The sequence below is a fragment of the Gordonia pseudamarae genome (genome assembly GCF_025273675.1).
GTDB lineage: Bacteria > Actinomycetota > Actinomycetes > Mycobacteriales > Mycobacteriaceae > Gordonia > Gordonia pseudamarae.
The window spans coordinates 3,495,782-3,520,541 of sequence record NZ_CP045809.1 but is presented as its reverse complement, the minus strand read 5'-3'; the positions used below and the strand labels follow the sequence as shown (position 1 = coordinate 3,520,541).

Below are 24,760 nucleotides of genomic sequence, written 5' to 3'. Positions count from 1 at the left end.
ATGCTGGTTTTGGAGGACGTGCGCGCCGGATACGGCCGGACGGAAGTGATTCACGGTGTGAGCCTTGAGGTTCCAGCCGACGGGGTGGTCGCGGTGATGGGACACAACGGCGCCGGCAAGACCACCCTGCTGCGGGCGGCGGTCGGTCTGGTGAAGACGAACTCGGGAAAGATCCTGTTCGACGGCGAGGACATCTCGTCGTTGCGGCCGAGCGGACGGGTGCGCCGTGGCATCGCCTATGTGCCACAGGGACAGCAGAGCTTCCCGCAACTGACGACGGCAGAGAACCTGCAGGTGGTGGCCGATGGCCGCACACGCGGTAAAGAACTGATCGGTGAGATGCTCGACCTGTTCCCGGCACTCAAGGATCTGCTCGGACGCCGGGCGGGCCTGCTCTCGGGCGGCCAGCGCCAGCAGCTGGCGATCGCGCGGGCACTGATCACCGAACCGAAGATGCTGATCCTCGACGAGCCGACCGAGGGCATCCAGCCGTCGGTGGTCGCCGAGATCGAGCAGACCATCACCTCGCTGACCGAGCGCGGCGGTCTGGGCGTACTGCTCGTGGAACAGCACATCGGGTTCGCGCTCGGTGCCGCGCAACGCTACTACGTCCTCGAAAGCGGGCGGATGACGTCCTCGGGTGCCGGTGGGGCAGGCTCGGAGCAGGCCGTGCGCGAGGCGATGACCATCTGACGTGCGAGGTGGGTGAGATGTCGGGGACCACGGACAAGAAGCGTGTGCGGCGGCGAGAGCCCTTGTCGCAACGCATCTATCGAGAACTGAGCAAGGATCTCGCGGCCGGTGAGTTCGGCCCGGGAGCAACACTGGGCGAGGAGCGCCTGGCCGAACGATATCGTGCCTCGCGTACCCCGGTGCGCGAGGCACTGGTCCGGCTCATCTCCGACGGGCTGGTCGAACGGCGCGGCACCATGCTGTATCCGGTGCGGTCGCCGGCCGACGGGCTGGCCGAGTACTACGACGCGCGGGCACTCATCGAGGTCGCGGGCCTGGACCGGGTCCGCGCAGGGCTGTCCCGGGCGCACGATCCGGCCGTGCTCGCGGTGGAGGCCGACCGGTGGCGGGCGATGCGTGCGGAACCCGGTGGCGGCGATGTCGGGGCCGACATCGACTTCGTGCTGGCCGACGACCGCTTCCACGTGGCGCTGCTCGCCGCCTCGGGCAACGGCGCCCTGGCCGAGGCGCTGGTGGCGGTCCAGAAGAAGATCCGCGGCGTATGGCTGCTGGACTATCCGACACCGGGCAGGACACGGATGATCGTCGAGGACCATCTGGTGATCGTCGACGCGCTGCGGGCCGGTGACCTGGACACCGCACGCGCGGTGCTGACCGCCCACATCGACGATTCCCGGCGGCTGGTGCAGGCCGCACCCGGCGCGGGCCACGGCCGTCCGGCCTGACCCGGGCGTCCGCCGGTATCGGCGACGGTGACGGTGGCGGGCCCGGTGCCGGGTGTGGACACTGGAGGGCAGCGCCCGGCACAAGGCGTCGGTGCCCACACAAGGGATGTGATCATGGCAGGCAACAACTGGAACAACGGTCCGTTCGGTTTCGGCCCCGAGGACTTCGATCGTTTCGCGCGGGAGGCCGGCGAAGAATTGCGTGAGGTGGTCGGGCGGCTGTTCGAGAGCAAGGGCGCGCCGGCGGCGTGGTCGGCGATGTTCGAGTCCGGATTCGCGCCCAGGGCGCCGCACACCGCACCCGCGCCCGAACCGGAGACCACCGGCGACACCGGGTCGGGGGTGTGGGCGGTGTTCGTCGTCGACGACGGCGGCGGTGCTCGCGTCGAGCAGGTGTACGCCACCGAACTGGACGCGCTGCGCGCCAACGCCCGCAACACCGATCCGCTGCGCAAGGTACGTTTCCTGCCTTACGGCATCACGGTGAGTGCGCTCGACGAGGAGGACCGGGGTACACCGGAGCCCAGGTGACCGCGTGACCCGGTGTTCGGGAGCGGGGCGGCTATCCACAGGTGGTCGCGTCCGTCGCTGACAGGCGCCCGACCGTCGGGTACGGTCTGGGACCAGCGGGCCGGGTTCGCGCACTTCGCGTGACCGTACCCGCGGGGTGACCGGGGGCGGCGCCGCCGATCGGCGCCGGGACGAGGGGGGCTGCGTGCTACGCAGGATCGTGGGTGTTGTTCTGGTGTCGGGGCTGTTGCTGGCGGGCCTCAACGGGTCGTGGTGTGTGGTGGCCGCGGCGGACGAGGGAAACGCGGCGGTGGTCGAGAAGGTGGGCGCTTCGCTCGTCTTCATCAGGACCCAGTTCATCGGACAGGTGAGGATGTCCACCGAAGCCGGTACGCAATGGTCGGATTCGTACGTGGTTGCCGGACAGTGCACGGGATATGTGGTCGATCCGCGCGGCTACATCGTCACCGCGGGGCATTGCGTCAACGGCGCCGACAAGGAGATCCACAACGCACTGCGGATGAAGTTGCTGGCCGAGGCCGCGCAGGTACTGGGCAAGGGCAGTGAATGGGTGCGCAACTGGTATCAGGTGGCCGTTGCCCAGGAGTGGCTGATCCGGGGTGATGAGAAGACCGCCGGGCCGGTGGTGGAGGTGTCGGTGCGGCAACCGGCCGGTACCGGTCAGGTGTTGCGATCGTGGGCCGACGCCCACGTGGTGGACTTTCAGGAGTTCACGGCCGGTGACAACGCCATTCTCAAGGTGGCTCCGGTACGGGAATTGTCGCCCCTCGTGATCTCCGGTAGGACGCCCACTCCAGGTGACGACGTGGTGAGCGTCGGATTTCCCGGTGCGGTGCGCGCGAACGCGGGCGGTGCCGCGGTGCCGCAGCCGTCGTACAAGACCGGAACCGTGTCGTCCCGGCAGGTCGACGTTTCCGGAATCACCCGTACCGAGGTCTCGGCGACGATGGGCAGCGGTATGTCCGGTGGGCCCACCGTCAACGCCAGGGGCGAGGTGATCGGCACCAACTCGTCGGGCAACTCGCTGCCGGAGGAGAACGACAGCTTCAACTTCATCACCGACAACCTGGCCCTGCGGACGTATCTGTCGGCAAACAATGTTGTTCTGGCGCAACCGGAACCGGAGGACCGGCGGTCGGTGTGGGCCTGGCAGGTGGTGCTGGCCGGCGTGCTTGCCGCGGTGATCGTCGTGATGCTGGTCGTCATCTGGCTGCGCAGGCGCCGCCGGTCCGTGCCGCCGCCCGCGTTCCACCTGCCCCCGTCCGGGCCGCCGCCGCACAGTCCTTACGACGCGGCGCAATTCGCCCGGCCGCCGATGCCGACTCCTCCGGTTCGGCCACAGCAGGTCTCCGTGCCCGGTCCGCCGGTACATACCGCCCCGGTTGTGCGATCGGCGCCGCACGGGCATGTGTCCCAGCAGGTGCCCCCGTACCATCCGGCGCCCAGTCCTCCGGTACCGCGCGAGCAGATCGGGCACCAGCCCGTACCGCTGTGGCGTGGTCCGACGATGATGGCAGGCCCGGCCGGTGGTGTGGCGGTGGGGATGCGGGCAGCATCACATTCGCCGGCGCCGCTCCATGTGCGGCCGACGGTGCCGGTCGCGGTTCCGGTTGCGGCCCAACCCCCGACACCCCAGAACCCGACACCCCAGAACCCGACACCCCAGACCGGTGCGGTGGTCCGGACCGGAACGCCCCAAGCGGCTGCGGTTCCGGGCGGGCGGCCGCCGGAGGTATCACTGCGACAGGCGACGGCGGACAACGATCCGGGGCCGACGATTGTGGGGCCGACGATCGTGGGGCCGACGGCGGTCATCGCGCTGCCCGCGAACCCGGCCGCCGCCGAACCGGATCGGTAACGTGGACGGATGCGGAGACTGTCGGCGCCGGATGCGGCGATGTACTGGCGATCGGCGATGCTGCCCAGCGACCAGTTCGTGGTCTACTGCTTCGATGCCCCACACGAACAGGTCGACCTCGTTTCGGTGATGGCCGGACTGCGCGAACGCTCTTGTGGGATCAACGATCTGCGGCTGCGGATCCTGCCCGTACCCGGCGACCTCGACCGTCCGTACTGGGTGCGGGCCGACGTCGATCACGCCGCGTTCGCCGTTCATCGCCCGGCCACCTGGGGCGAGTGTCTGACGATGATCGCCGAACTCATCGACGATCAGCTTGATCCCGCCGAATCTGCTTGGCGGGTACACCTTTTCGGTCCGATCGCTGATGCGCCGTGTGGAGACGGGGGTGGCGACGGCCCGGCCGTGGTGGCAGTCGTGCAGGTCAGTCACGCGCTCGCGGACGGGCGCGGAACCGCTGCCATCTGCCGGGCGCTGTTCGGCACCGGCGGTCGCGAGGTGACAGATCCCGCCGGCGACGTCGCGGGGTGGACAGGGGCGGTGCGGTGGATACGGACGATGCGGTGGATGCTGGCGGCGGCGGGTGTGGTGCGACTACCGGTGTCGGTTGGCTCGATGATCTGGTTCGGGATGCGATCATTCATCGAATACCGCAGGGCCGCAACAGAACAAATCGCCACGCCGACCCGCGCACCGCAGCCGGCCGGTGTGCTCAACAGGCATCCCGGGAGCCGGCGTTCGCTGCGTGTGATCGTGCTGCCGCGCCCGTCGCTGTCCGCCGATCACAGCGTGACCGTCGTCGCGCTGACCGCGATCTCGTTCGCACTCGACGAACTGCTCGGTCCGGCGCCGCGACGTGCGATCGAACTCACCGTCGGTACACCGCCCCGGGCGGGGCAACGCAACAACTTTCGCAATGCGGCGATCGAGCTGCACCCGGAGTCGACCGGCGCGGGCGAGCGGATGGCACGGATCGCCGAGGAGGTGGCCGTTGCGCGGCGCTTCGTGGCCGACCCCGATCCGGTGGCCGTCGCGGCCCGGCGCGCCGAATCGGCCACCCCGGCGTTCCTGGCGCACTGGGGAGTCCGGCAACTCGAGGCCGATACGCCGCCGAGCACCGTCACCGGGGTCACCGTCGTGTCGTCGGTCAACCGGGGGCCGGCGGACCTCATGCTGGCCGGGGGTGCGGTGCGGTTCACGGCCGGCTTCCCGGCGCTGTCCCCGGCGCAAGGACTGACCCACGGCGTGCACGGCATCGGCCTGACCGTGGCGATCTCGGTGACCACGTCACCGGAGATCGTGGACGTGGACTCCTACATCGCGATGCTGCGCCGCGGACTCGACCGGGTCACCGGTGACGGCGAGGGCCGTGCGGCCCGCTGAGTCCGTCGCTCAGCGCTCGTGACTGTCGTCCTCGGGCGTCGAGGAACCGAGTGCCCGCGATTGGCCGTGGCCCGACGACCCGCCGACGGGTGTGCGTGGTTTCGCCGTGAGCCGTTTGGGCAGGCGCTCAGCCAGACCGCCGAGCGGCGCGACGCTCTGGGTGAGCAGATCAACCGTCGCCGACAGTTCGTGCACCGTGTCCTGCATCGCGATGAGTGTCGGTGCGAGCTGCCCGATCATCTCGGTGAGTTCGGCGATGCGGTCGAGCGGACCGCCGGGCGCGATCGCGCGTTCGACGGCACCGCCCTCACCGACGAGTTGCTCGAGCAGACCGTCGTCCTCGACCATCCGGTCCAGGATTCCGCCTGGTGCGCTGATCTTGTCGAGCACGCCGTCGGGCGCGGTGAGTTTGTCGAGCACACCGCCCGTGGTGGTCAGCCGCTCGAGGATTCCCTCGTTATCGGTGATCTGATCGATCACGCCGCCCTCACGGGTGAGACGGTCGATGGGGCCGCCCTGCGCGGCAACCCGCATCAGGATGCCGTCCTCGGCGGTGATCTGATCGAGCAGACCACCCCTGGCGGTGGCCTTCTCCAACAGCCCATCCTTGGCGACGAGGCGGTCGATCACCCCGCCGTGCACCAGCAGTCGTTCGAGGGGACCGCCCGCGGCCAGGATGCGGCCGAACGGGCGGTCGGGGCCGAGCAGATCGGCGAGCTGGGTCAACAGGGCGATCGGGGTCCGGGCGACGCCGAGTTCGTCGCTGTCATCGATCCCGAGGGACTGGTTGATCTCGTTCTGCACGCTGTCGGCGGTGACCCGGGCGATGTTGACGGCCGACTCCGACGCCGTGAGCACGACGCCGGTGATGGCGAAGCCCATGCGGAAGGGCAGCCCGACGAGGGCCCGGGGCGAGGTTCCGGACGAGGACAGATCCATAGGACCAAAGACTAGGCCACCGGGTGCGGGCCGTGCGCATGCCTTGCGCAAACGCGCGCATGGAATCCATCGGGGGAATCTGTCCGGGAATCCGACCCGGGGAACCGGCCCGGCGCCCGTGATCGCTAGGTCGACGCCTTGGCGGCGGCCTTCGCCGCCTTTTTGAAGTCACGAACCTTCTGCAGCGAGTCGGGGCCGGTGACATCGGCGACCGAACGGAAACCGGTCTTGCTGTAGTCGCCGGTCACGGTGGTCCAGCCGGCGGGTTTGACGCCGAGCTGTTTGGCCAGCAGGGCCACGAAGATCTTGGCCTTCTGCTCGCCGAACCCGGGCAGCGCCCGCACCCGCGCGAACAGGTCACGCCCGTCGCGGGCCTGCGACCAGATATTCTCGGCATCACCGTCGTAGTCGGCCACCACGGTCGCGGCCAGCGCCTGCACGCGGGCGGCCATCGAACGCCCGTACCGGTGCACGGCCGGCGGCGTGGCACACAGGTCGGCGAACGCCTCGGGGTCGGCGGCGGCGATCGCCTCCGGGTCGAGGGTGCCCAACCGCTCCTTGATCTTGGCCGGTCCGGCGAAGGCGCGTTCCATCGGGAATTGCTGGTCGAGCAGCATCCCGGTGAGCAGCGCGAAGGCGTCGGAGGACAGCAGTTCGTCGGCGACCGGGTCCTGGGCGATGTGGAGTTCAGCCATGAGCTCATCGTAGTGAGCCCTGGCCGCGACACCAGCCATCTGCCCCGGCCCGCCCAGATCAGTCGGTGCGCAGGCCAGGGGTGGTCGTCGCGGTGACCAGCGAGGTGACCAGCAGCCACTGCGCGGCGAAGTAGGAGCCCAGCACCCATGTCTCGGCGACCAGTCGCGAGCGCGGATCGGTGAGCAGGTACCGGCGGTTGATGATGGCCAGGTCGGACAGAACGAACAGCACCCCGCCGGCGCGCAGTGCGGGCTGTGGCCGCGGCGCGTCGGAGGCCAGCGCCGACATCGTCGCGAGCGCGTTGCCGTACGGGCCGAGTACCGGGAGCGCCGCCGGATCCTTGCGGGCAAGGATGACGGCCGATTCACCGAGCAGCGCCAGTCGCGGCAGGAGTTTTGCCACCCGCGGGCGGGCGCCCCGCCGCACCAACAATGCGCACAGGCAGGCCTGTGCGCCCGCGAACAGGCCTGCGCCCAGCGCCAGGTGCCGTTCGCGCAGGTCGGCATCGGTGCCGAATTCCTCCAGCAGCATCGCGCGGTCACCCGCCGCGGAGAACGCGACGGCCCCGACGAGCAATGCGGAGTCGGCCGCGCGGGTGTTCTCCTTGCCGATCGTCGATACCGTGACGGCGCCCAGCACCAGCATCGGCAGGGGTTTGGTCAGCGCGGCCAGTCGGCGATGCCCGCGGGCGCCGGCGATGGTGGCCGCTGCGGCGCTCGCCGTGTACAGACCGGCGGCGATCACGGCCCGTGACGGTGTTCGGCGGGAGAGTGTCATGAGGTTGCCACACGGATTACCGGAACGAACGAGCAACCACGTTCATCGTCGCGGGAGGTGTTCGACACAAAGGCCAGCTCGGTGCCGAACCGGGACTTGATCGGGGCCAGTCGGAGCCCGTGCGAGGAGGCGAGGGCGCGCGGCAGGGTTTCGGTGGTGGCATCGGTGACCAGGTCGGCGAATCCGCCCTGCAACGTCGTGGTGTTGAGCCAGGCGATCCGGATCGGGCCGGTGGCCGCAGTCTTCTTCCCGGCGCTGCTGTTCGGGGCCTGCCCGGTCGGGGCGGGGGCGGCCCGGAGCCGTCGGTCGGCTGTCGTCGTGCTCGTGGGGGTGGGTGTGGTCACCGGTGCCAGTGCGAACGCCACCTCGCCGGTGTCGACGAGTCGCGGGTCGATCGCGGTGGGCAGGACGAGCCGGGGCAGATTCTGGGCCCGGGTCGCCGCCGCGAGGGTGCGCGGGGATTCGGCGACCGGCCACCGCCCGCTGAGGTGCCCGACGAGAGTGGCCAGGCCGAGCGGATTGTCGGAGGTGGGCCGGGTGCAGATGGGCGCCGACACCGGGGTGAACGTTCGCAGACCGGTCCGCTGCCCTGCACTCCGGTCCGGCCGTGTCGTCGGCCGTGGTGCCGCGGTTCCCGGTGCTGTGGTTCGTGATGCTGTGGTTCGTGATGTCGTGGTTCGGTCCGCCGCCGTTCCCGGTGCCTCGGTGGGGGTGCCGGCGTATCCGCGGTGCGTTCGGCCGATGTTGTTGTACACGGTGGCCACCGCGCTGTTGAGCGCGTCGACGGACAACTGGCCGTTGCTGGCCAGGATCACCTGGGCGGCCTGTATCGCCATTTGGTCGATTCCGGCGGCCTTGAGCATACGCACGACGCCGGCCAGTTCGCGGTCGAGGGGTACGGCGATCGCCTCGATCTCCTCGCGGGTGGGCAGTCTGTTCCCCGGTGTGGTGCGCTTACGGGTGGCCGACTTTTTCTTGGAGCCGGGGTTCTGGTGGCTGTTCTTCTGGGCGGTGGCCTTGGGGGCGGTGGCCGTGGGAGCCGCCTGGGCCGTGCCGGCGGGCAGCGCGACCCCGAACGCGGTCACGGCGCCGATGGCCAGCGTTGCCGTCGCGACCCGGACCGTCCCGGTGCGGCTGCGTGCTTGTCCGGTACTCAGGCTCCCGGCCATGCGTTCTCCTCGGCGTTGGTGACTCCACGGGTGGTACGTCCGGTGCTGCGGCTGGTGGCCACGGCGTATCGGCGCGGCCGGTGCTGATGTTGCTGATGTTACTAGTGATGTTAGCGAACCATTGATCGGGCGGGAATTCAACCACTTGTGGTGCGTCGTGATGCTCTTGCGACGTCGCGGCCACCGAATGCGCTCCCTCGGACGCGCGTGCGCCGGGGGTGGAGAAACACCGACACCCCCGGCGCTGCCGGGGGTGTCGGTGTGGAATGTCGGCTGTCGCCGATCAGATGATGGCCAGGCCGATCGTCGGGGCGATACCGCACGAGGCGACCTTGCCCTTGCTCGTGGTGGTCACCGTGCCGTGGATGGTGGAGATGACACGGCCCTTTCCGGTGCGGGCGATGCCGGTGAAGGTGCCGGGTCCGTCCGCGACGTTGATCCGCTCGTTGCGCTTGAGCTCGGTCTGTCCGTTGCGGCCGGTGTCGATGTTGAGCCAGCTCACCCACAGCTTCTGGGCGGGGTTCTTCACCGCGGGACCGGTGCCGAGGGCGGTGTACACGTAGCCGGCCTCACCGGTCTTGGGGCCGGGAGCGGGTGCTTCCTGCGGACCCGCGGTGGTCAGGGCCCGTCCGAGCGAGGCGGTGAAACCGTCGGACAGGCCCATGCAGCCGATGCCGATGGTGGGGTACAGGAACTCCTGGATCTTCGGGGCATTCGGTCCGGTCGGGATCACCGGATCACTTTCGGCCTTCTTCCTGGTGTACTTCTTGGTGTCGGCCTCGGGAACGACCTTCGTGCCGGCCGCCTTCTGCTGGGCGATCAACTTCTTCTCGCCGGGTGTGCCGACGAAATCCATCACCGTGTTCCAGATCTTGGTGGCATCGGCGGGAACGCCCGGCGCGGTCGCGAGCGAGCGGGCCTGCCGGATCAGCCCGGCATTGACCTTCCCGTCGGGGCCGGGGGTGGTGACCGCGCCGATGATCGCGGGCGCGAACACGCCCATCGTGTCGAGGACCCGTTTGTCGACGTTGCCGATGGACTTGGGGCCGACCGACTTCGATGCGGGTGCCGCGTGCGCTGCCGGAACGGTCAGCGACGTGGCGGCCGCGATGGCAGTTGCCGCGAGGACCAGGCGAGCCGCGCGCCGGGGGCTACGCGAGGACGGGTGGGCTGGCAGGCGCACTGTGATGAGTCCTATCGGTCGATCGGGGTCCGGCCGCGGGGAGGTCCCCCTAAGGTCGGTGCCCCAGAGGTTGATTCAAGGAGCGGGTCGCCGCACATTCTACGCACAATCGCGTCGGTGACTAGTCAGGAGGCTACCGCAGAGTTATGTCTACTTATGATAGAGAAAGTGTAATTGTAATCTAGTGTGACGAAAGTTGCTGGGGTGGTGTGCGGTGTTGGGCCGGGCCACACCCAGTGGTCGACTTTTGCCTGGTTAGATCGGATATGCCTGCCGGAGGCAGACTGTCGACGGCGTGAATATCAACCGGGAGGACCACCAGAGTGAGCGTCATCAGGCTGTGCGGCGGACGCCGCAGTAGGGGAGTGGGCACACCGTCCCGGACCGTCACCGTCGCGGCGATGGTCGCGGTCTGCGGCGTGCTCGGCGCGGGACTGACCGCGTGCGGCGATGACGACGACGAGTCCTCCGGCGCAGGTGGTGAGGTCACGATGCTGACCCACGACTCGTTCGAGCTGCCCGACTCGGTCTACGAGACCTTCACCGAGGAGACCGGATTGACCCTGCGGGTCATCAAATCCGGTGATGCCGGCAAGCTCGCGTCCACGATCTCGCTGACCCCGGGGAAGCCGAAGGCCGACGTCGTCTTCGGGATCGACAACACCTTCGCCTCCCGCCCCATCGAGAACGGCGCACTTGAACCGTACAAGTCGCCGCTCGCCGAGGACGGGGCGTCGGCCTATGCGGTGGCGGACTCGAACAACGAACTGACCGCGGTCACCCGTGGTGATGTCTGCCTCAACCTCGATGACTCCTGGTTCGAGAAGAACGACGTGGAGCCGCCCAAGAGTTTCCGTGATCTCACCGATCCCAGGTATGCCAACCTGTCGGCATTGCTCGACCCCGGCACCTCCTCGCCGGGCATGGCCTTCCTGCTCACCACCGTCAACGCCGACCCCCGTGGCTGGCAGGACTACTGGAAGAAGCTGGCGGCCAACAAGGCGACCATCGTCTCGGGCTGGGAGATCGCCTACAACCAGCTGTTCTCGGCCGGCGAGGGACGCGGCCAGAAACCGATCGTGCTGTCCTACGCGTCGTCGCCGGCCGCCACCCCCGGAACCTCGGCACTGCTCGACAGCTGCTTCGGCCAGGTCGAGTACGTCGGGGTCCTCAAAGGGGCCAAGAACGCCGCCGGTGCCCGCAAGGTCGTCGACTTCATGGTGAGTCAGACCGTGCAGCGTGAGCTGCCCTCATCGATGTACGTGTATCCGGTGCAAAAGGACACGCCGCTGCCCGACGGCTGGCAGGACCGGGCGCCCGTCCCGTCGTGGACGGTCAAGATTCCGCCCGCGGTGATCGCCAAGAACCGTGAACAGTGGCTGCAGCAGTGGCGAGACGCCGTCGGGCGTTGATGTCCCGCGTGCCACTGCCCCGGCTGTCCGGCCGTTGGGTACCGGCACTGATCACGCTGGTACCGGCGCTGTTCGTCGCGGTGTTCTTCGGGTGGCCGGTGCTCGCGCTGGTCCACCGCGCCGTCATCACCTCCGACGGGGCCGGGATCGGTGAACTGCTGGGCAACGCCGACGCGTTCGAATTGCTCGCGATCACTCTCGGGCAGGCGCTCGCCTCGACCATTCTGGTCGCGGTCGTGTCCATTCCCGTCGTCTGGCTCGTGGCGCGGGTGGACCTGCCCGGCTCGAGTCTGCTGATGATGGTGGTGACCGTGCCCTTCGTGCTGCCCACGGTGGTGGTCGGCATCGTCTTCCGGGCCGTGTTCACCGGTCCGCTCGCCGGGCTGGGCATCGAGTCCGGCTTCTGGGCCGTGCTGATCGCGCACGTGTTCCTCAACGTCGCCGTGTTCGTGCGGGTCGTCGGGGCGGCGCTGCGCTCGCAGGCAACCCGCGCCGCGGAGGCCGCACGCTGTCTCGGTGCGACCCCGGTGCGGGCATTCGTCACGGTGCTGTTGCCGCCGTTGCTGCCGGCGATCGGGGCCGCGGCGTCGCTGGTGTTTCTTTTCTGCTCCACCAGTTTCGGCGTGGTCATCATTCTCGGCGACGGCAGGCTGCGGACGCTGGAGACCGAGATCTATCAGCAGGCAATCAGCTACTTCCGGATTCCCGAGGCGGTGGCGCTGTCGTTGCTGCAGATCGTGGTGGTGATCGCGGCCCTGCTGCTCACCAGGATCTTCACCGATCCGTCCGCGTCCGGGGCGGCGGGGGGACCGGCGCACCGGCGGCGGCCGCACGGTCTGGGGTGGGTGCCGGTGGCCGCTGCCGTCGTCTACACCGTGGTGCTGTTGGTGGGGCCGTTGCTGGTGCTGGCGATCCGGTCGGTGCGGCCCGCCGCCGACGGCGGCTGGACGCTGCGCGGGTATCGGGCGCTGGCCGACGGCGTCAACGGCATCAGCCCACTCGACACCGTCGGCTACTCGCTGACCACCGCGGCCTCGGCGACCCTCATCGCGACGGTGGTGGGGACGCTCGGGGCGCTCGCCCTGCATCGGGCCTCGGGGGCGGTGGCCGTGGTCGGCAACGTCCTGGCGATGATTCCGCTGGGTGTCAGCGCCGTCACCCTGGGTTTCGGATATCTGATCGCGCTGTCGGAACTACCTGCCCGGGTGGCGGCGTCGCCGCTGGTCATTCCGTGTGTGCAGGCGCTCATCGCCGTGCCGTTCGTGATCCGGGTACTGCTGCCGGCGCTGGCGTCGGTGCCGCCCAGGCTGCGGCAGGCCGCGGTGGTGTGCGGCGCCTCGCCGTGGCGGGTGTTCATCACCATCGACCTGCCGACGATCGGTCGATCGCTCGGTGCGGCGGGCGGTTTCGCCTTCGTGATGGCGCTCGGCGAGTTCGGCGCCACCGGATTCCTGGCCCAGCCGGACACCACGACACTGCCCGTGCTCATCGGCTCGGCCCTGAGCCGCCCGGGTGCGGACAATCTGGCCACGGCGATGGCCTCGGCGATGCTGCTGGTGGTTGTCACCGCGATCGCCGTCGGTGTCATCGAATTGTTCGGTCCGCGGCCGCACCGCTCCCGTACGGGGCAGTCGGATCGGCCCGGGATACGGGCGGTGATCTGATGCTGGAGATCGACTCGATCGCGGTGCGCTACGGCGCCGACGTAGTGATCGACGACCTGAGCTGGTCGGTCGGTGCGCAGGCGCCGGCAGCGGCGCTGCTCGGTCCGTCGGGGTGCGGGAAGTCGACGCTGCTGCGGGCCATAGCCGGACTCGAACCGGTGGTTGCCGGACGGATCTCGTTCGACGGTCAGGACCTGGCCTCGGTGCCGGCGCACCGGCGGGATTTCGGGGTGGTGTTCCAGGACGGGCAGTTGTTCGACGGCCGGTCGGTGGCCGCGAACGTGGCCTACGGGCTGAAGATGCGCCGCTGGCGTCGCCGCGACATCGACGCCCGGGTCGAGGAGATGCTGTCGCTGGTCGGCTTGGCCGGCCTCGGCGGCAGATCGGTGCGCGAGATCTCCGGTGGGCAGGCGCAGCGGGTGGCACTCGCCCGGGCGCTGGCCCCGCGGCCCCGGCTTCTCCTGCTCGACGAACCGCTGGCCGCGCTCGACAAATTGCTCCGCGACCGACTCGCCGTCGATATCGCGGCCATCGTGCGCGAGACCCGTACGCCCACCGTCATCGTCACCCATGATCACACGGAGGCCGCGCTGATGGCCGATCGGGTGTCGGTGATGCGGGACGGGCAGATCGTGCAGACCGACACCCCGGCCCACCTGTGGCGCAGTCCGATCGACGAGTGGACGGCCCGATTCCTGGGTATCACAACGATTCTCGACACCACGGTGTCCGGCGGTGTGGCGGACTGCGCGCTCGGCCGGGTCGTCCTCGACGTCCCCGATGGTGTGGTACGTCTCGGTTTGCGTCCAGAATCTGTTGTTGCCGAACCTATTTCCGGGAGCGAGAAATCTGTTACCGGCGATACCGGGGCCGGCTCGACGCCGGCGGAGGTGATGCATGTCGCGGTGCTGCCCGGTGGGGTGCGGTTGGATGTGCGCCCGCACCCGGATGTCGGTGATGAGGTGATCGCGGTGACCTCGCGATCGGACCGGATAGCTCCCGGCGACCTGGTGTGCCTGCGGCTGGACGCCGACCGCGTCGCGGTAGTGGGGCCGGATCGGGCCGGGCCGGATGCCCGGACGGACCCGGGGGTGCGGCGGTGAACAGGATCGTCGTGGCGGCGGCCATCATCGACGACACGTCGCGAATGCTGCTGCTCGCGCAGCGCCGCTATCCGCCGGAGGTCGCCGGGCTGTGGGAACTGCCCGGTGGCAAGGTGGAGGACGGCGAGAGCCGACGGTCCGCGCTGGAGCGGGAGATCGCCGAGGAACTCGGCACCGCGATCGAGGCGGGTGAGCAGGTGGGTGCGGCGGTGGTGTTGCGGCCAGGACTGGAACTGGTGGCCCTGCGCGCGCGTCTGGCCGGGCCGCCGCCGCGGGCCCTCGATCACACGGCGCTGTGCTGGGTGGATGCCGGCCGGCTACGGGCGATGGCCGCCGCCGGTGAGCTGGTGCCGGCGGACACGGCGTGGGTGCCGGACCTGCTGGAGCTGCTCGCCTGAGATCAGGCGGCGCGGGCCTTCTTCAGGGCGTGGGTGAGTTCCTTCTTAGACATGTGACGGGTGTCGAGTTTGCCCATCCGGTGAATCACGACGGGGCAGCGCACACACCGCGTCTTCTTGCGGCAGCACTTCTTCTTCGCCTTCAGGCCCCCGACCTTCGCGGGATTCACCTTGCCCATGGATTCACGTTAGCACCGCCTAACATAAATGCCCCCGTAACCCTGTGATCGGCGTCGCACAGCACCCAAGCGGTACCATAGGCCGGTTGACCTGCCGATCACGGCCGGTTCACTACTGCCCAACACCTGGAAAGAGAGTCAGTGAGCGCTGCCCCCAACTTCCGTAACGTCGCGATCGTCGCGCACGTCGACCATGGTAAGACCACGCTGGTCGACGCGATGCTCCGCCAGTCCGGGGTTTTCGGCGAGCGAGCCGAACTCGTCGACCGGGTCATGGACTCCGGTGACCTCGAACGCGAGAAGGGCATCACCATTCTCGCCAAGAACACCGCGGTGCACCGTCGACAGCCCGACGGCACCGAGTTCGTCATCAACGTCATCGACACCCCCGGCCACGCCGACTTCGGCGGCGAGGTCGAGCGCGGTCTGTCGATGGTCGACGGTGTCGTCCTGCTGGTCGATGCCTCCGAGGGTCCGCTGCCGCAGACCCGTTTCGTGCTGCGCAAGGCGCTGGCGGCGTCGCTGCCGGTGATTCTGGTGGTCAACAAGACCGACCGCCCCGACGCCCGTATCCAGGAGGTCGTCGACGAAAGTCAGGACCTGCTGCTCGACCTGGCCTCCGATCTCGACGACGAGGCCGCCGAGGCGGCCGAACTCGCCCTTGAACTGCCGGTTCTGTACGCCTCCGGCCGGGCCGGTATCGCGAGCACCGAGCAGCCCGCCGACGGCGAGGTGCCGGCGGGGGAGAACCTCGACCCGTTCTTCGATGTGCTGCTCGAATACGTGCCCGCGCCCAAGGGCGATCCCGCAGCGCCGTTGCAGGCGCACGTCACCAACCTCGACGCGTCGGCGTTCCTGGGCCGGCTGGCCCTGGTGCGCATCCACAACGGCACTCTGCGCAAGGGACAGCAGGTGTCGTGGTGCCGCGAGGTCGACGGCGAAGCCGTGGTCGAACGTGCCAAGATCACCGAACTGCTCGCCACCGTCGGCGTCGACCGGGCGCCCGCGGAGTCCGCCGTCGCCGGTGACATCGTCGCCGTCGCCGGTATGCCCGAGATCATGATCGGCGACACCCTCGCCGATCTGGAGAACCCGGTCCCGCTGCGGCGCATCACGGTCGACGAACCCGCGATCTCGGTGACCATCGGCACCAACAGCTCGCCGCTGGCCGGCCGGGTGTCCGGGCACAAGCTGACCGCCCGCATGGTCAAGAGCCGCCTCGACTCCGAGCTCATCGGCAACGTCTCGCTGCGGGTGCTCGACATCGGCCGCCCCGACGCGTGGGAGGTACAGGGCCGTGGTGAACTGGCGCTCGCGATCCTGGTGGAGCAGATGCGCCGCGAAGGCTTCGAACTGACCGTCGGCAAGCCGCAGGTGGTGACCAAGAAGGTCGACGGCAAGGTGCACGAGCCGTTCGAGCATCTCACCGTCGACGTTCCCGAGGAGTACCTGGGCGCGGTCACCCAGCTGCTGGCCGCCCGCAAGGGCCGGATGGAGCAGATGAACAACCACGGTACCGGCTGGGTGCGCCTGGAGTTCGTCGTGCCCTCGCGTGGCCTGATCGGTTTCCGTACCGACTTCATGACCGAGACCCGCGGCACCGGTATCGCCAACGCCGTGTTCAACGGATATGACGCGTGGGCCGGGGAGATCCGCGCCCGGCACACCGGTTCGCTGGTGTCCGACCGTGCCGGCAGTGTCACCCCGTACGCGATGATCCAGCTCGCCGACCGTGGCACCTTCTTCGTCAACCCGGGCGATGACAGCTACGAGGGGCATGTCGTGGGCATCAACCCGCGCGCCGAGGACCTCGACATCAACGTGTGCCGCGAGAAGAAGCTCACCAACATGCGGCAGTCGTCGGCGGACGTGATGGAGACCCTCGCCAAGCCGATGCAGCTCGACCTTGAGGGCGCGATGGAGTTCTGCGCCGCCGACGAGTGCGTCGAGGTCACGCCCGAGGTGGTGCGGGTACGCAAGTTGCACTTGGATTCCTCAACGCGTGCCCGCGAGCGTTCGCGCGCCAAGGCACGCGACCAGTCTGCGGGCTGAGGGTCTGCGGGCTGAGGGTCTGCGGGCTGACAGTCTGCGGGCCGGGCGGCCTGTGAGTCCGAACGGGCTGTGAGTCCGAACGGGCTGTGACTTCGACCAAGCAGGGGGCCGGCACCGCCTACTGTGGTGGATCAGGGCGTGACGGCGCCCGATCCACCACGGTCACAGTCACGTGGTCCGGTACGACTCCGAAGGAGATGCGACGGGTGCGCGAACGACGCAAGGCGGTGCTACCCGCGCTCGCCACGGCGATTCTGCTGATAGCCGGATGCAGTGCCGACCCGCCCCCACCGGTGCGGGAGACGGCCCCCCCGGCCACCCCGGTGCCCTACCCGGACGACAAGACCATCTATGTCGCCACCGGATCGATCGGTGCGGGATTCAACCCGCATCTGGCCGCCGACCAGGGTGTGGTGACCACGGCGATCGCGGCGATGACATTGCCGAGTGTGTTCGCGCCCGTCCAGACACCCACCGGCATCCGATGGGACCTGCAGGAGGATTTCGTCACCTCGGCCGAGGTCACCAGGACCGAACCGTTCACCGTCACCTACCGGATCCACAAGAACGCCCAATGGTCCGACGGGCTCCCGGTGACCGGCGATGACTTCAGCTACCTGTGGAAGCAGATGTCGCGCCGGCCGGGCACCGTGGCCCCGGCCGGCTACCGGCTCATCGACTCGGTCGCCACGAGTTCGGGCGGCAAGACCGTCGAGGTGCGTTTCGCCGCCGCCTTCCCCGCGTGGCGGGAACTGTTCACCGGTCTGCTGCCCAGCCACGTCCTGCGCGGCACGCCGTCGGGATTCGAGACCGGCATGGACAGCGGGATGCCGGTGTCGGCGGGCCCGTTCCTGATCCGCTCGATCGACCAGACCCGTGACGAGGTCCGGCTCATCCGCAACGACCGATACTGGGCACAGCCCTCCGAGCTCGATCAGGTTGTGCTGCGCCGTGCCGGTACCGTGCCGCAGATGGTCGCCTCCATCCGGGTACGTGACTCGGCGATCGTGAACTTTCCCAGCGGGCAGTCGACCCAGGCTGAGCTGTCGGCGGTGCCGGGTACCGCGACCCGCCGCAATCCGGTACCGCGGGCGCTCACCGTCAGCGCCAACACCCGCACCCCGGCGATGCGCGAGCTGGGTGTGCGCACCGCGATCCTGGGCGTGATCGACCCGCAGGTGGTGACGTTCGCGGCAGCCGGCGACGAGGTGGCCACACGATTCGCCAACACGGTGTACGCGCCCTCGGACGCCGGTTACCGGCCCGTCGACAGGCAACGTCCGGACAAGGCGCGCATCGAGACGTTGCTGACCGACGCCGGATATGTGCGCGGTCCGGTGGTCACCGACGACGCCGACGAGGATTCGGTGGACGGCGGTGATTCGGGAAGCGGCGGTGACTCGGGAAGCGATGGGGTGCCGGGGTCGTCGACGGTGCCGCAGTCCCCGACGACGACCGGCGCGCCGGGTCCGTCGTCACCGGATGCGTCCGGGGTGCCGTCCGGCACGGCGGGCGAGAGCGGCGCCCCGGCGAGTGAGGTCAGCGGCACCACGGGTGAGAGCACCGAGCGCGACGATTCCGATGTGCCGTCGGTCCCGGTGGGGGTGGCGCCGTTCCAGAAGGACGGCCGCGACCTGACGATCCGGGTCGGTGCGATCTCGGGGGATCCGCGTGCGACATCGGCGGCGGCGACGATCGTCGATCAGCTGCGTGCGATGGGTCTTCGTGCCCGCACGCGACTGCTGGCCGGCAATGAACTGTATGGGTCGGCGCTGATGGAGTCGGAGGTCGATCTGGTGGTCGGCTGGACCGGGCTGGGTATGCCGCCGGCCGTCACGTTCGCCTCGCAGGTCGACTGTGCGGCACCTAAATCCGAATCGGCCGACGCGGAGGTGTCCGGCTCCCCGACGGCGCCGACGACACCCGCAGGTTCATCCCCCGGGTCACCGGCGCCCACGTCGACGCCCGGCGCGGGGCCCTCGTCGTCGGGTGTTCCGGCCGACGGTGCGGATTCGGACTACATCAGCAACACGTCCGGGTTGTGCGACGAGGAGCTGATCAGGCTGGCGCGCGCGGCGCTGTCGGCGCAGGATCCGGCTCCGCTGCTGGAAGAGGCCGAGCCGCTGCTGGCCGCGCAGTCGGTGTATCTGCCGATCTATCAGGAGTTGTCGCTGGTCGGGGTGACCGATCAGGTGACCGGCGTGCCGTTGTCCGGACCGATCCAGGTGGGGATCTTCGGTGATGCCGACCTGTGGGATCAGAAGTGACGCCCGTGACCGGGGCGAGCGCAGCGACGGGGAAGTCGACCGGGGCGAGCGCGGCGACGGGAATCGAACAAGAAGGGTGCGAGTGTGGATGAATCGGTGACGGCAGGTCGCAGGCTGCTGCTGGTGCATGCCCATCCCGACGACGAGACGATCATGACCGGTGGCACGATCGCCCGCTATCTGGCCGAGGGCGCGCAGGTAGCGGTGGTGACCTTCACCCTGGGCGAGGAGGGGGAGGTGATCGGTGACCGGTGGGCGCAACTCGTCGCCGACGGCGGAGCCGATCAGCTCGGCGGGTTCCGCATCTTCGAACTCACCACGGCATTGGCGGCGTTGAGTCCACCCGATGCGTCGGCCGAACGGGTGCTGCGGCCCCGGTTCCTGGGCGGTGCCGGACATTTCCGCGATTCGGGGATGGCCGGCTCGCCGTCGGCGCGGCATCCGCGCGCGCTGGTGCAGGCGCCGCTGGACGCGCCGGTGGCCTTGCTGGCCGACATCATCACCGAGTTCGCCCCGCAGGTGGTCGTCACCTATGACCCTGCCGGAACCTATGGGCATCCCGATCATGTGCGGGTGCACGAGGTGACCGCGGCGGCGTTGCCGATCGCCCGCGGTCGGCTCGGCACCGACATCAAGGTGTACGAGTCGGTGACCGGGCAGAGCGCACTGGAGTCGGGTCTGCGGGCGGCGGCGGGACGCGTGCCGTCGGGCTGGCGGATGCCGCACGAGGGTGAGCTGCCGCGCTGTCCCGACGATGTGATCACCGCCGAGGTCGATGTCCGCGGGGTGTATGCGCGCAAGGTGGCGGCGCTGGCCGCGCATGCCACCCAGGTGACCGTGGCTCCGTCGGGCACCGAGTACGCGCTGTCGAACAACATCCTCACCCCGATCAGTGAGGTGGAGCATTTCGTGCAGGTGGACGGACCGCGTTCAGGTGCGGTGGGCCGCGAGAGCGATCTGTTCGCCGGACTGGACTGCGGGTATGGCGGCTGAGAGGAAGCGGCGCGGCGCGTCGGCGAAGAAGCGCCGGAACGCGGCGGCGAAGAAGCACAAGGACGCTGCTGAGGACAAGCGCAAAAACCCGACATCGGCTCCCACGGGTTCTCTCGCGCCCCCGAACGATCCCGCCCCGGCGCGGCCGCAGACCCTGGTGGGCACGCTGAAGGTGTCTCTGGCGCGCATCGCCACGGAGGTGGCCGAGGCGTGGTCCGGGCCCAGCGTCGTCTTCGACCGGGTGATGCTGGGATTGCTGGTGTGCGCGGCGGTTCCGGTCGCTCTGTTGTCGGTGGGATTCGCCCCGCAGCGGTTTTTCGGTGAGCCGATCCCGGTGGTGGCCGTTCTCGCCGGGCTGGCCAATGCGGTGTTGCTGTGGCTGGCCGCCGGGTTCACCGGTGGTGTCGGTCGGGTGGCGCCGCTGATCGTGTGGTTGTTGACGCTGATGGTGGCCGCGATGGCGGGCCCCGGGCACGATGTGGTGTTGCCGCTGGACGGCACGACTGTGCTGCCGACATTTCTGCTGGTGGTGGTGGGGGCCGGATTGCCGTTGGCCCTGTTGTGGTCGGGACGGTTGAACACCGGTCCACGCTGACGGGGCGGTGATGCGGCGGCGATCCCACCGTCCGGGTCGGGTGCCGGAGCCCCCGGTGGTTCTGGAGCCCCCGGTGGTTACAGTGTGATCATGGTCCTACGCGCGTGGGCTCGGGATGTGGTGGCCGAGACGTCGGATGTTCGTGCGGCGCTGCGGCGTGTGTCGGCCGATCCGACCTCACCCACCGACGACGACTGGGCGGCGTTGCTCGGCGCCGACGGCGACGAACTCGACGAGTTGTGTGCGGTCGCCGATTCGGCCCGGCGGTCGGTGACCGACCCGGACGCGTTGACGTTCGTGGTCAACCGCAATGTCGATACCGCGGTGATCGCCGCCGGCGGCCCTGACGTGCCGGATCTGGCCGAGCTGGTCGGTGAGGCCTGGCGGCTGGGTGCCACCGAGATCTGTATGCAGGGACCGCTGCCGGCCGACGCACCCGCCGACGGTTATCTGCGGTTGATCGAGCAGGTCCACCGCGCGGCACCGGAGATCCATCTGCACGCGTTCCGGCCGCCGGAGGTGCGTGACGGCGCCACACGGATGGATATGCCGGTCGCGGCGTTTCTGGGTGCGGCCCGCGATGCGGGGCTGGGTTCGGTACCGGGTACCGCGGCCCAGATTCTCGACGACCAGGTGCGGGCGCGGTTGTCGGGTGGGTCGGCGCCGCCGGTGTCCGAGTGGGTCGAGACCATCGAGGCCGCCCACGATGTGGGGTTGTTCTCCACGTCCACGCTGCTGTACGGGCATGTGGAGTCGCCCCGGCATGTGGTCGCGCATCTGCGTCTGCTGAACGAGATCCAGGAACGGACCAACGGCTTCAGCGAGCTGATCGTCATGCCGATGTTGCCGTCGGCGGCACCGGCATATCTGGGCGCCCGTGGTGTGGCCTCGCGGCGGGAGACGCGTGCGGTGCATGCGGTGGCGCGCCTGCTGACGTTCGGGCGTATCGCTCATCTGCAGGTGGCGTGGACCAAACTCGACCCGGATTCGGTTCTCGACGTGTTGCGCGGCGGAGCCGACGACATCGGGGGGCTACTGCTCGACGGTGTGTTGATGCCGGAGGCCGGTCAGGAGGCGGGCCGGGTGCTCTCGGCACGGGAGGTGGCCGACATCGCGGCCCGCGTCGGTCGCACACCGGTGCAGCGCACCACCGGCTACGGCGCTCCCTCGGCGGCGTTGTTGACACCGATCCCGCAGGTGCACGGTCGGTGAGCCGGGCGAGCGAAGCGACGGGGGATGTGGTCGCGAGCGAAGCGACGGGGGATGTGGTCGCGAGCGAAGCGACGGGGGATGTGGTCGCGAGCGAAGCGACGGGGGATGTGGTCGCGAGCGAAGCGACGGGGGATGTGGTCGCGAGCGAAGCGGCGGGGGATTCGGTCGCGACTGATGTCGATGTGGCCATCGTGGGGGCGGGTTTCGCGGGTATTGGCATGGCGACGCAGTTGATGCGGCGCGGCCGGGAGTCGTTCGTGGTGCTTGAGCGGGCCGATGCCGTCGGCGGTACGTGGCGCGACAACGTGTATCCGGGAATCGCGTGCGACATCCCGGCCCACCTGTACTCGTTCTCGTTCCGGCCGCCCGCCGACTGGGCGACGTTGTTCCCCCGAGGCGCCGAGATCCGGGATTACCTGCAGCGCACCGTCGATGAGGAGGGCGTGGCGCCGTTCATCCGGCTCGGGTGCGAGGTGCTTGATGCGCGTTGGGACGCGGAGTCGGCGCGGTGGTCGGTGACGACCACCGGCGGCGGCCCGGTCCGGGCGCGGATGCTGGTGCTGGCCGTCGGCAGGTTGTCCGAACCGCATAGTCCGCAGGTCGAGGGTCTTGACGGGTTTTCCGGGACGGTGGTGCACACCGCGCGGTGGGATCCGGGTGCGGTGTCGGGCGGTGAGCGGATCGGTGTGGTGGGCAGCGGGGCGTCCGCGGTGCAGATCATCCCGCATCTTGCGGAGTTGGCCGAGGAACTGGTTGTCTTCGCGCGTACTCCGGCTTATGTTGTGCCGCGCAGGGATCGGGCGTTCAGCGCGGAGGAGCGGGCCCGGCTGCGCGATGTCGGTGCCGCGAAGGAGTTGCGGGAGCAGTTGCTGCTCGATGCCGATCGGGCGTTCGCGCAACGGTTGCGGCTGGTACCCGATATCGACCAGATCCGGGATCTGGCACTCGGCCATCTACGCGATCAGGTTGCCAATCCGATTCTGCGGCAATATCTCACACCCGACTATGAGATCGGCTGCAAACGTATTCTGCTCAGCGATGACTACTATCCGGCGCTGGGGCGGCCGAATGTGGTGTACGAGCCGAGTGCGTTGACCTCGGTCGTGGAGAACAAGGCGTGTGCGGCGAACGGTGCCACGCACGATCTCGATGTGCTGGTGCTGGCCACGGGATTCGAGGCGACGCGCCCGCCGGTGGCGGTACGGGTTCGCGGACGCGACGGGAAGGTGCTCGACGATCATTGGTCGAAGGGCATGGTGTCGTACGCGTCGACGACGGTGGCCGGTTTTCCCAATATGTTCGTGATCGACGGGCCGAATGCCGCGCTCGGCCACAACTCGGCCATCTACATGATCGAGACGCAACTCGACTACGTGCTGGGTGCCCTGGACTATGTTGCCGCCGAGTCGGTGTTGTCGCTGGAGGTGTCCGCGGAGGCGGAGGCGGCCTACACCGCCGAAATCGACGAGCGCAGCGCACCGACGGTATGGCTGACCGGCTGCAACAGTTGGTATGTCGATCCACGCAGCGGTCGGCTCACGTTGTTGTGGCCGGGTACGGCGGTGTCGTTCCGTGAACGCAACGGAACCTTCGACCCGGCGCCGTATGTGGTGTGTGTCGACGGCGCGGGAGGTGTTCGATGACCACGGGGTTGGTGTCGATGGCGCTGGACGCGGCACGGGTCGCGGCGGCGACGGGCCGGTCGGCGGCGCTCGACGACGTGGTGACGTTGTTGTCGTGCCGGGGTGCGGACCTGCGTGAGTTGCAGTCGGTGGCCGCGCGGCTGCGTGACGAGGGTCTGGCGGCGGCGGGCCGGCCGGGCCGGATCACGTACTCGCGCAAGGTCTTTGTGCCGCTGACGCGGCTGTGCCGGGACCGTTGCCACTACTGCACTTTTGTGACCGTTCCGGGCAAGCTGCGCCGCGACGGCCACGGCATGTATCTGGAGATCGATCAGGTTGTGGCGCTGGCCCGGCAGGGGGCGGCGCTCGGCTGCAAGGAGGCGCTGTTCACGCTCGGTGACCGGCCCGAGGACCGGTGGCCGGAGGCCGGGGAATGGCTTGCCGCACGCGGCTATTCGTCGACTCTGGACTATGTGCGGGCCGCGTCGGTGGCGGTCCTGGAAGGCACCGGACTGTTGCCGCATCTGAATCCGGGCGTCATGTCATTGGCGGAGTTGCGCGAGTTGCGTCCGGTGGCGCCGTCGATGGGCATGATGCTGGAGACCACCGCTCGGCGGCTGTTCACCGACAAGGGGCAGCCGCATTACGGAAGCCCCGACAAGGACCCGCTGGTGCGGCTTCAGGTGTTGCGCGACGCGGGTACCGCGAAGGTGCCGTTCACCACCGGAATTCTGGTCGGTATCGGCGAAACCCTCACCGAGAGAGCTGAATCGCTACTGGCGATCGCCGATGTGCATCGTGCCTACGGGCATATCCAGGAAGTGATCGTGCAGAACTTCCGGGCCAAGCCCGATACCGCGATGCGCGGGGTGCCGGATGCGGAGATGTCGGAGTTTCTCGCCGCCGTCGCGGTGGCGCGGGTGGTGATGGGGCCGGAGGTGGCGATTCAGGCACCGCCGAATCTGGTGTCGCAGGAGGAGTGCGCGGCGCTGATCGCCTCGGGGATCGCGGATTGGGGGGGTGTGTCGCCGCTGACCCCCGATCATGTGAACCCGGAGCGTCCGTGGCCCAACCTGGACACGCTCGCCGATCTGACGGCGCGGTGCGGGTTCACCCTGACCGAACGGGTGACCGCCGAACCGCCGTTCGTCCTCGACCGTGAGAGTTGGATCGACGATGCGCTCACCGGGCATCTCGACGCGCTGGCCGACCCGGTGACGGGTCTGGCGGCCGATGTGCGGCCGGCGGGTCTGCCCTGGCCGGGGGTGCCGGCGGCTCGTCCCGCCTGACGGCCCGGCCCGGCCGGTGG

The 24,760-nt window shown here is 69.1% G+C and carries 22 protein-coding genes; 16 read left to right on the top strand and 6 right to left on the bottom strand.

Annotation, left to right across the window (positions count from 1 at the left end):
- From urtE to GII31_RS15585, 5 genes are all read left to right on the top strand, one after another.
- On the top strand, positions 1-693 hold the full coding sequence (urtE, locus tag GII31_RS15605) for an urea ABC transporter ATP-binding subunit UrtE (protein WP_213244317.1): 693 nt from the start codon (positions 1-3) through the stop codon (positions 691-693).
- A gap of 17 nt (positions 694-710) precedes the next feature.
- Entirely contained in the window at positions 711-1,418 is a 708-nt protein-coding gene (locus tag GII31_RS15600; RefSeq protein WP_213244316.1) for a GntR family transcriptional regulator, read from the top strand.
- A 114-nt stretch (positions 1,419-1,532) separates the two neighbouring features.
- A complete protein-coding gene (locus tag GII31_RS15595) occupies positions 1,533-1,949 on the top strand; it encodes a hypothetical protein (RefSeq protein WP_213244315.1) in 417 nt (138 codons plus the stop codon).
- A gap of 184 nt (positions 1,950-2,133) precedes the next feature.
- Positions 2,134-3,807 (top strand): S1 family peptidase, encoded by a 1,674-nt coding sequence (locus GII31_RS15590; protein WP_213244314.1) that lies wholly within the window; start codon positions 2,134-2,136, stop codon positions 3,805-3,807.
- A 9-nt stretch (positions 3,808-3,816) separates the two neighbouring features.
- Positions 3,817-5,190, top strand: a complete 1,374-nt coding sequence (locus GII31_RS15585; protein WP_213244313.1) for a WS/DGAT/MGAT family O-acyltransferase — start codon at positions 3,817-3,819, stop codon at positions 5,188-5,190.
- 9 nt (positions 5,191-5,199) lie between these two features.
- Here GII31_RS15585 and GII31_RS15580 read toward each other — a convergent pair whose 3' ends face one another.
- The 5 genes from GII31_RS15580 to GII31_RS15560 form a co-directional block, all read right to left on the bottom strand.
- Complete coding sequence (locus GII31_RS15580; protein ID WP_213244312.1) at positions 5,200-6,129, bottom strand: hypothetical protein; 930 nt, start codon at positions 6,127-6,129, stop codon at positions 5,200-5,202.
- A gap of 125 nt (positions 6,130-6,254) precedes the next feature.
- On the bottom strand, positions 6,255-6,824 hold the full coding sequence (locus tag GII31_RS15575; protein ID WP_213244311.1) for an HhH-GPD-type base excision DNA repair protein: 570 nt from the start codon (positions 6,822-6,824) through the stop codon (positions 6,255-6,257).
- Positions 6,825-6,882: 58 nt separating this feature from the next.
- Positions 6,883-7,602 (bottom strand): lysoplasmalogenase, encoded by a 720-nt coding sequence (locus GII31_RS15570; RefSeq protein WP_213244310.1) that lies wholly within the window; start codon positions 7,600-7,602, stop codon positions 6,883-6,885.
- Positions 7,599-8,771 carry a hypothetical protein gene (locus GII31_RS15565; RefSeq protein WP_260840021.1) on the bottom strand — a complete coding sequence of 391 codons (1,173 nt, stop codon included), beginning with the start codon at positions 8,769-8,771 and terminating at the stop codon, positions 7,599-7,601. The genes GII31_RS15570 and GII31_RS15565 overlap by 4 nt, the downstream gene beginning before the upstream one ends.
- 283 nt (positions 8,772-9,054) lie before the next feature.
- Entirely contained in the window at positions 9,055-9,954 is a 900-nt protein-coding gene (locus GII31_RS15560; protein WP_213244308.1) for an Rv1157c family protein, read from the bottom strand.
- Positions 9,955-10,355: 401 nt separating this feature from the next.
- Here GII31_RS15560 and GII31_RS15555 point away from each other — a divergent pair, with 401 nt between their 5' ends.
- Genes GII31_RS15555 through GII31_RS15540 form a run of 4 tightly spaced genes read left to right on the top strand, consistent with a single transcriptional unit; the run spans position 10,356 to position 14,531 of the window.
- Positions 10,356-11,366 (top strand): thiamine ABC transporter substrate-binding protein, encoded by a 1,011-nt coding sequence (locus tag GII31_RS15555; RefSeq protein ID WP_260840514.1) that lies wholly within the window; start codon positions 10,356-10,358, stop codon positions 11,364-11,366.
- Positions 11,366-13,030 (top strand): ABC transporter permease, encoded by a 1,665-nt coding sequence (locus GII31_RS15550; protein WP_213244307.1) that lies wholly within the window; start codon positions 11,366-11,368, stop codon positions 13,028-13,030. The genes GII31_RS15555 and GII31_RS15550 overlap by 1 nt, the downstream gene beginning before the upstream one ends.
- Positions 13,030-14,133, top strand: a complete 1,104-nt coding sequence (locus tag GII31_RS15545; protein WP_213244306.1) for an ABC transporter ATP-binding protein — start codon at positions 13,030-13,032, stop codon at positions 14,131-14,133. Before GII31_RS15550 ends, GII31_RS15545 begins: the two co-directional genes overlap by 1 nt.
- Positions 14,130-14,531 (top strand): (deoxy)nucleoside triphosphate pyrophosphohydrolase, encoded by a 402-nt coding sequence (locus GII31_RS15540; protein WP_260840020.1) that lies wholly within the window; start codon positions 14,130-14,132, stop codon positions 14,529-14,531. Before GII31_RS15545 ends, GII31_RS15540 begins: the two co-directional genes overlap by 4 nt.
- A gap of 2 nt (positions 14,532-14,533) precedes the next feature.
- Here the strand turns inward: GII31_RS15540 and GII31_RS15535 are convergent, their stop codons facing one another.
- Entirely contained in the window at positions 14,534-14,710 is a 177-nt protein-coding gene (locus GII31_RS15535; RefSeq protein WP_213244304.1) for a hypothetical protein, read from the bottom strand.
- Between the two features lie 141 nt (positions 14,711-14,851).
- On the opposite strand from GII31_RS15535, the gene typA reads away from it, so the two are divergent.
- The 7 genes from typA to cofG all read left to right on the top strand — a co-directional run bounded on the left by typA (position 14,852) and on the right by cofG (position 24,740).
- Positions 14,852-16,762 (top strand): translational GTPase TypA, encoded by a 1,911-nt coding sequence (gene typA, locus GII31_RS15530; protein ID WP_213244303.1) that lies wholly within the window; start codon positions 14,852-14,854, stop codon positions 16,760-16,762.
- A 197-nt stretch (positions 16,763-16,959) separates the two neighbouring features.
- On the top strand, positions 16,960-19,029 hold the full coding sequence (locus tag GII31_RS15525) for an ABC transporter substrate-binding protein (protein ID WP_213244302.1): 2,070 nt from the start codon (positions 16,960-16,962) through the stop codon (positions 19,027-19,029).
- Between the two features lie 84 nt (positions 19,030-19,113).
- Entirely contained in the window at positions 19,114-20,022 is a 909-nt protein-coding gene (gene mshB / locus GII31_RS15520; RefSeq protein ID WP_260840019.1) for an N-acetyl-1-D-myo-inositol-2-amino-2-deoxy-alpha-D-glucopyranoside deacetylase, read from the top strand.
- Positions 20,012-20,617, top strand: coding sequence for a hypothetical protein (locus tag GII31_RS22510; RefSeq protein WP_322973025.1), 606 nt, complete (start codon positions 20,012-20,014; stop codon positions 20,615-20,617). The genes mshB and GII31_RS22510 overlap by 11 nt, the downstream gene beginning before the upstream one ends.
- Positions 20,618-20,707: 90 nt before the next feature.
- Positions 20,708-21,829: an FO synthase gene (locus tag GII31_RS15510; protein WP_213244301.1), complete on the top strand. Its 1,122-nt coding sequence runs from the start codon at positions 20,708-20,710 to the stop codon at positions 21,827-21,829.
- A 134-nt stretch (positions 21,830-21,963) separates the two neighbouring features.
- Entirely contained in the window at positions 21,964-23,472 is a 1,509-nt protein-coding gene (locus GII31_RS15505; RefSeq protein WP_246222332.1) for a flavin-containing monooxygenase, read from the top strand.
- Complete coding sequence (gene cofG, locus GII31_RS15500) at positions 23,469-24,740, top strand: 7,8-didemethyl-8-hydroxy-5-deazariboflavin synthase CofG (protein ID WP_213244300.1); 1,272 nt, start codon at positions 23,469-23,471, stop codon at positions 24,738-24,740. Before GII31_RS15505 ends, cofG begins: the two co-directional genes overlap by 4 nt.
- Positions 24,741-24,760 lie beyond the last annotated feature (20 nt).

Coding starts and splice junctions, on each gene's coding strand:
- urtE (WP_213244317.1), top strand. CDS start 1: ATGCTGGTTTTGGAGGACGTGCGCGCCGGATACGGCCGGACGGAAGTG.
- GII31_RS15600 (WP_213244316.1), top strand. CDS start 711: ATGTCGGGGACCACGGACAAGAAGCGTGTGCGGCGGCGAGAGCCCTTG.
- GII31_RS15595 (WP_213244315.1), top strand. CDS start 1,533: ATGGCAGGCAACAACTGGAACAACGGTCCGTTCGGTTTCGGCCCCGAG.
- GII31_RS15585 (WP_213244313.1), top strand. CDS start 3,817: ATGCGGAGACTGTCGGCGCCGGATGCGGCGATGTACTGGCGATCGGCG.
- GII31_RS15580 (WP_213244312.1), bottom strand. CDS start 6,129: ATGGATCTGTCCTCGTCCGGAACCTCGCCCCGGGCCCTCGTCGGGCTG.
- GII31_RS15575 (WP_213244311.1), bottom strand. CDS start 6,824: ATGGCTGAACTCCACATCGCCCAGGACCCGGTCGCCGACGAACTGCTG.
- GII31_RS15570 (WP_213244310.1), bottom strand. CDS start 7,602: ATGACACTCTCCCGCCGAACACCGTCACGGGCCGTGATCGCCGCCGGT.
- GII31_RS15565 (WP_260840021.1), bottom strand. CDS start 8,771: ATGGCCGGGAGCCTGAGTACCGGACAAGCACGCAGCCGCACCGGGACG.
- GII31_RS15555 (WP_260840514.1), top strand. CDS start 10,356: ATGGTCGCGGTCTGCGGCGTGCTCGGCGCGGGACTGACCGCGTGCGGC.
- GII31_RS15550 (WP_213244307.1), top strand. CDS start 11,366: ATGTCCCGCGTGCCACTGCCCCGGCTGTCCGGCCGTTGGGTACCGGCA.
- GII31_RS15545 (WP_213244306.1), top strand. CDS start 13,030: ATGCTGGAGATCGACTCGATCGCGGTGCGCTACGGCGCCGACGTAGTG.
- GII31_RS15535 (WP_213244304.1), bottom strand. CDS start 14,710: ATGGGCAAGGTGAATCCCGCGAAGGTCGGGGGCCTGAAGGCGAAGAAG.
- GII31_RS15525 (WP_213244302.1), top strand. CDS start 16,960: ATGCGACGGGTGCGCGAACGACGCAAGGCGGTGCTACCCGCGCTCGCC.
- GII31_RS22510 (WP_322973025.1), top strand. CDS start 20,012: ATGGCGGCTGAGAGGAAGCGGCGCGGCGCGTCGGCGAAGAAGCGCCGG.
- GII31_RS15510 (WP_213244301.1), top strand. CDS start 20,708: ATGGTCCTACGCGCGTGGGCTCGGGATGTGGTGGCCGAGACGTCGGAT.
- cofG (WP_213244300.1), top strand. CDS start 23,469: ATGACCACGGGGTTGGTGTCGATGGCGCTGGACGCGGCACGGGTCGCG.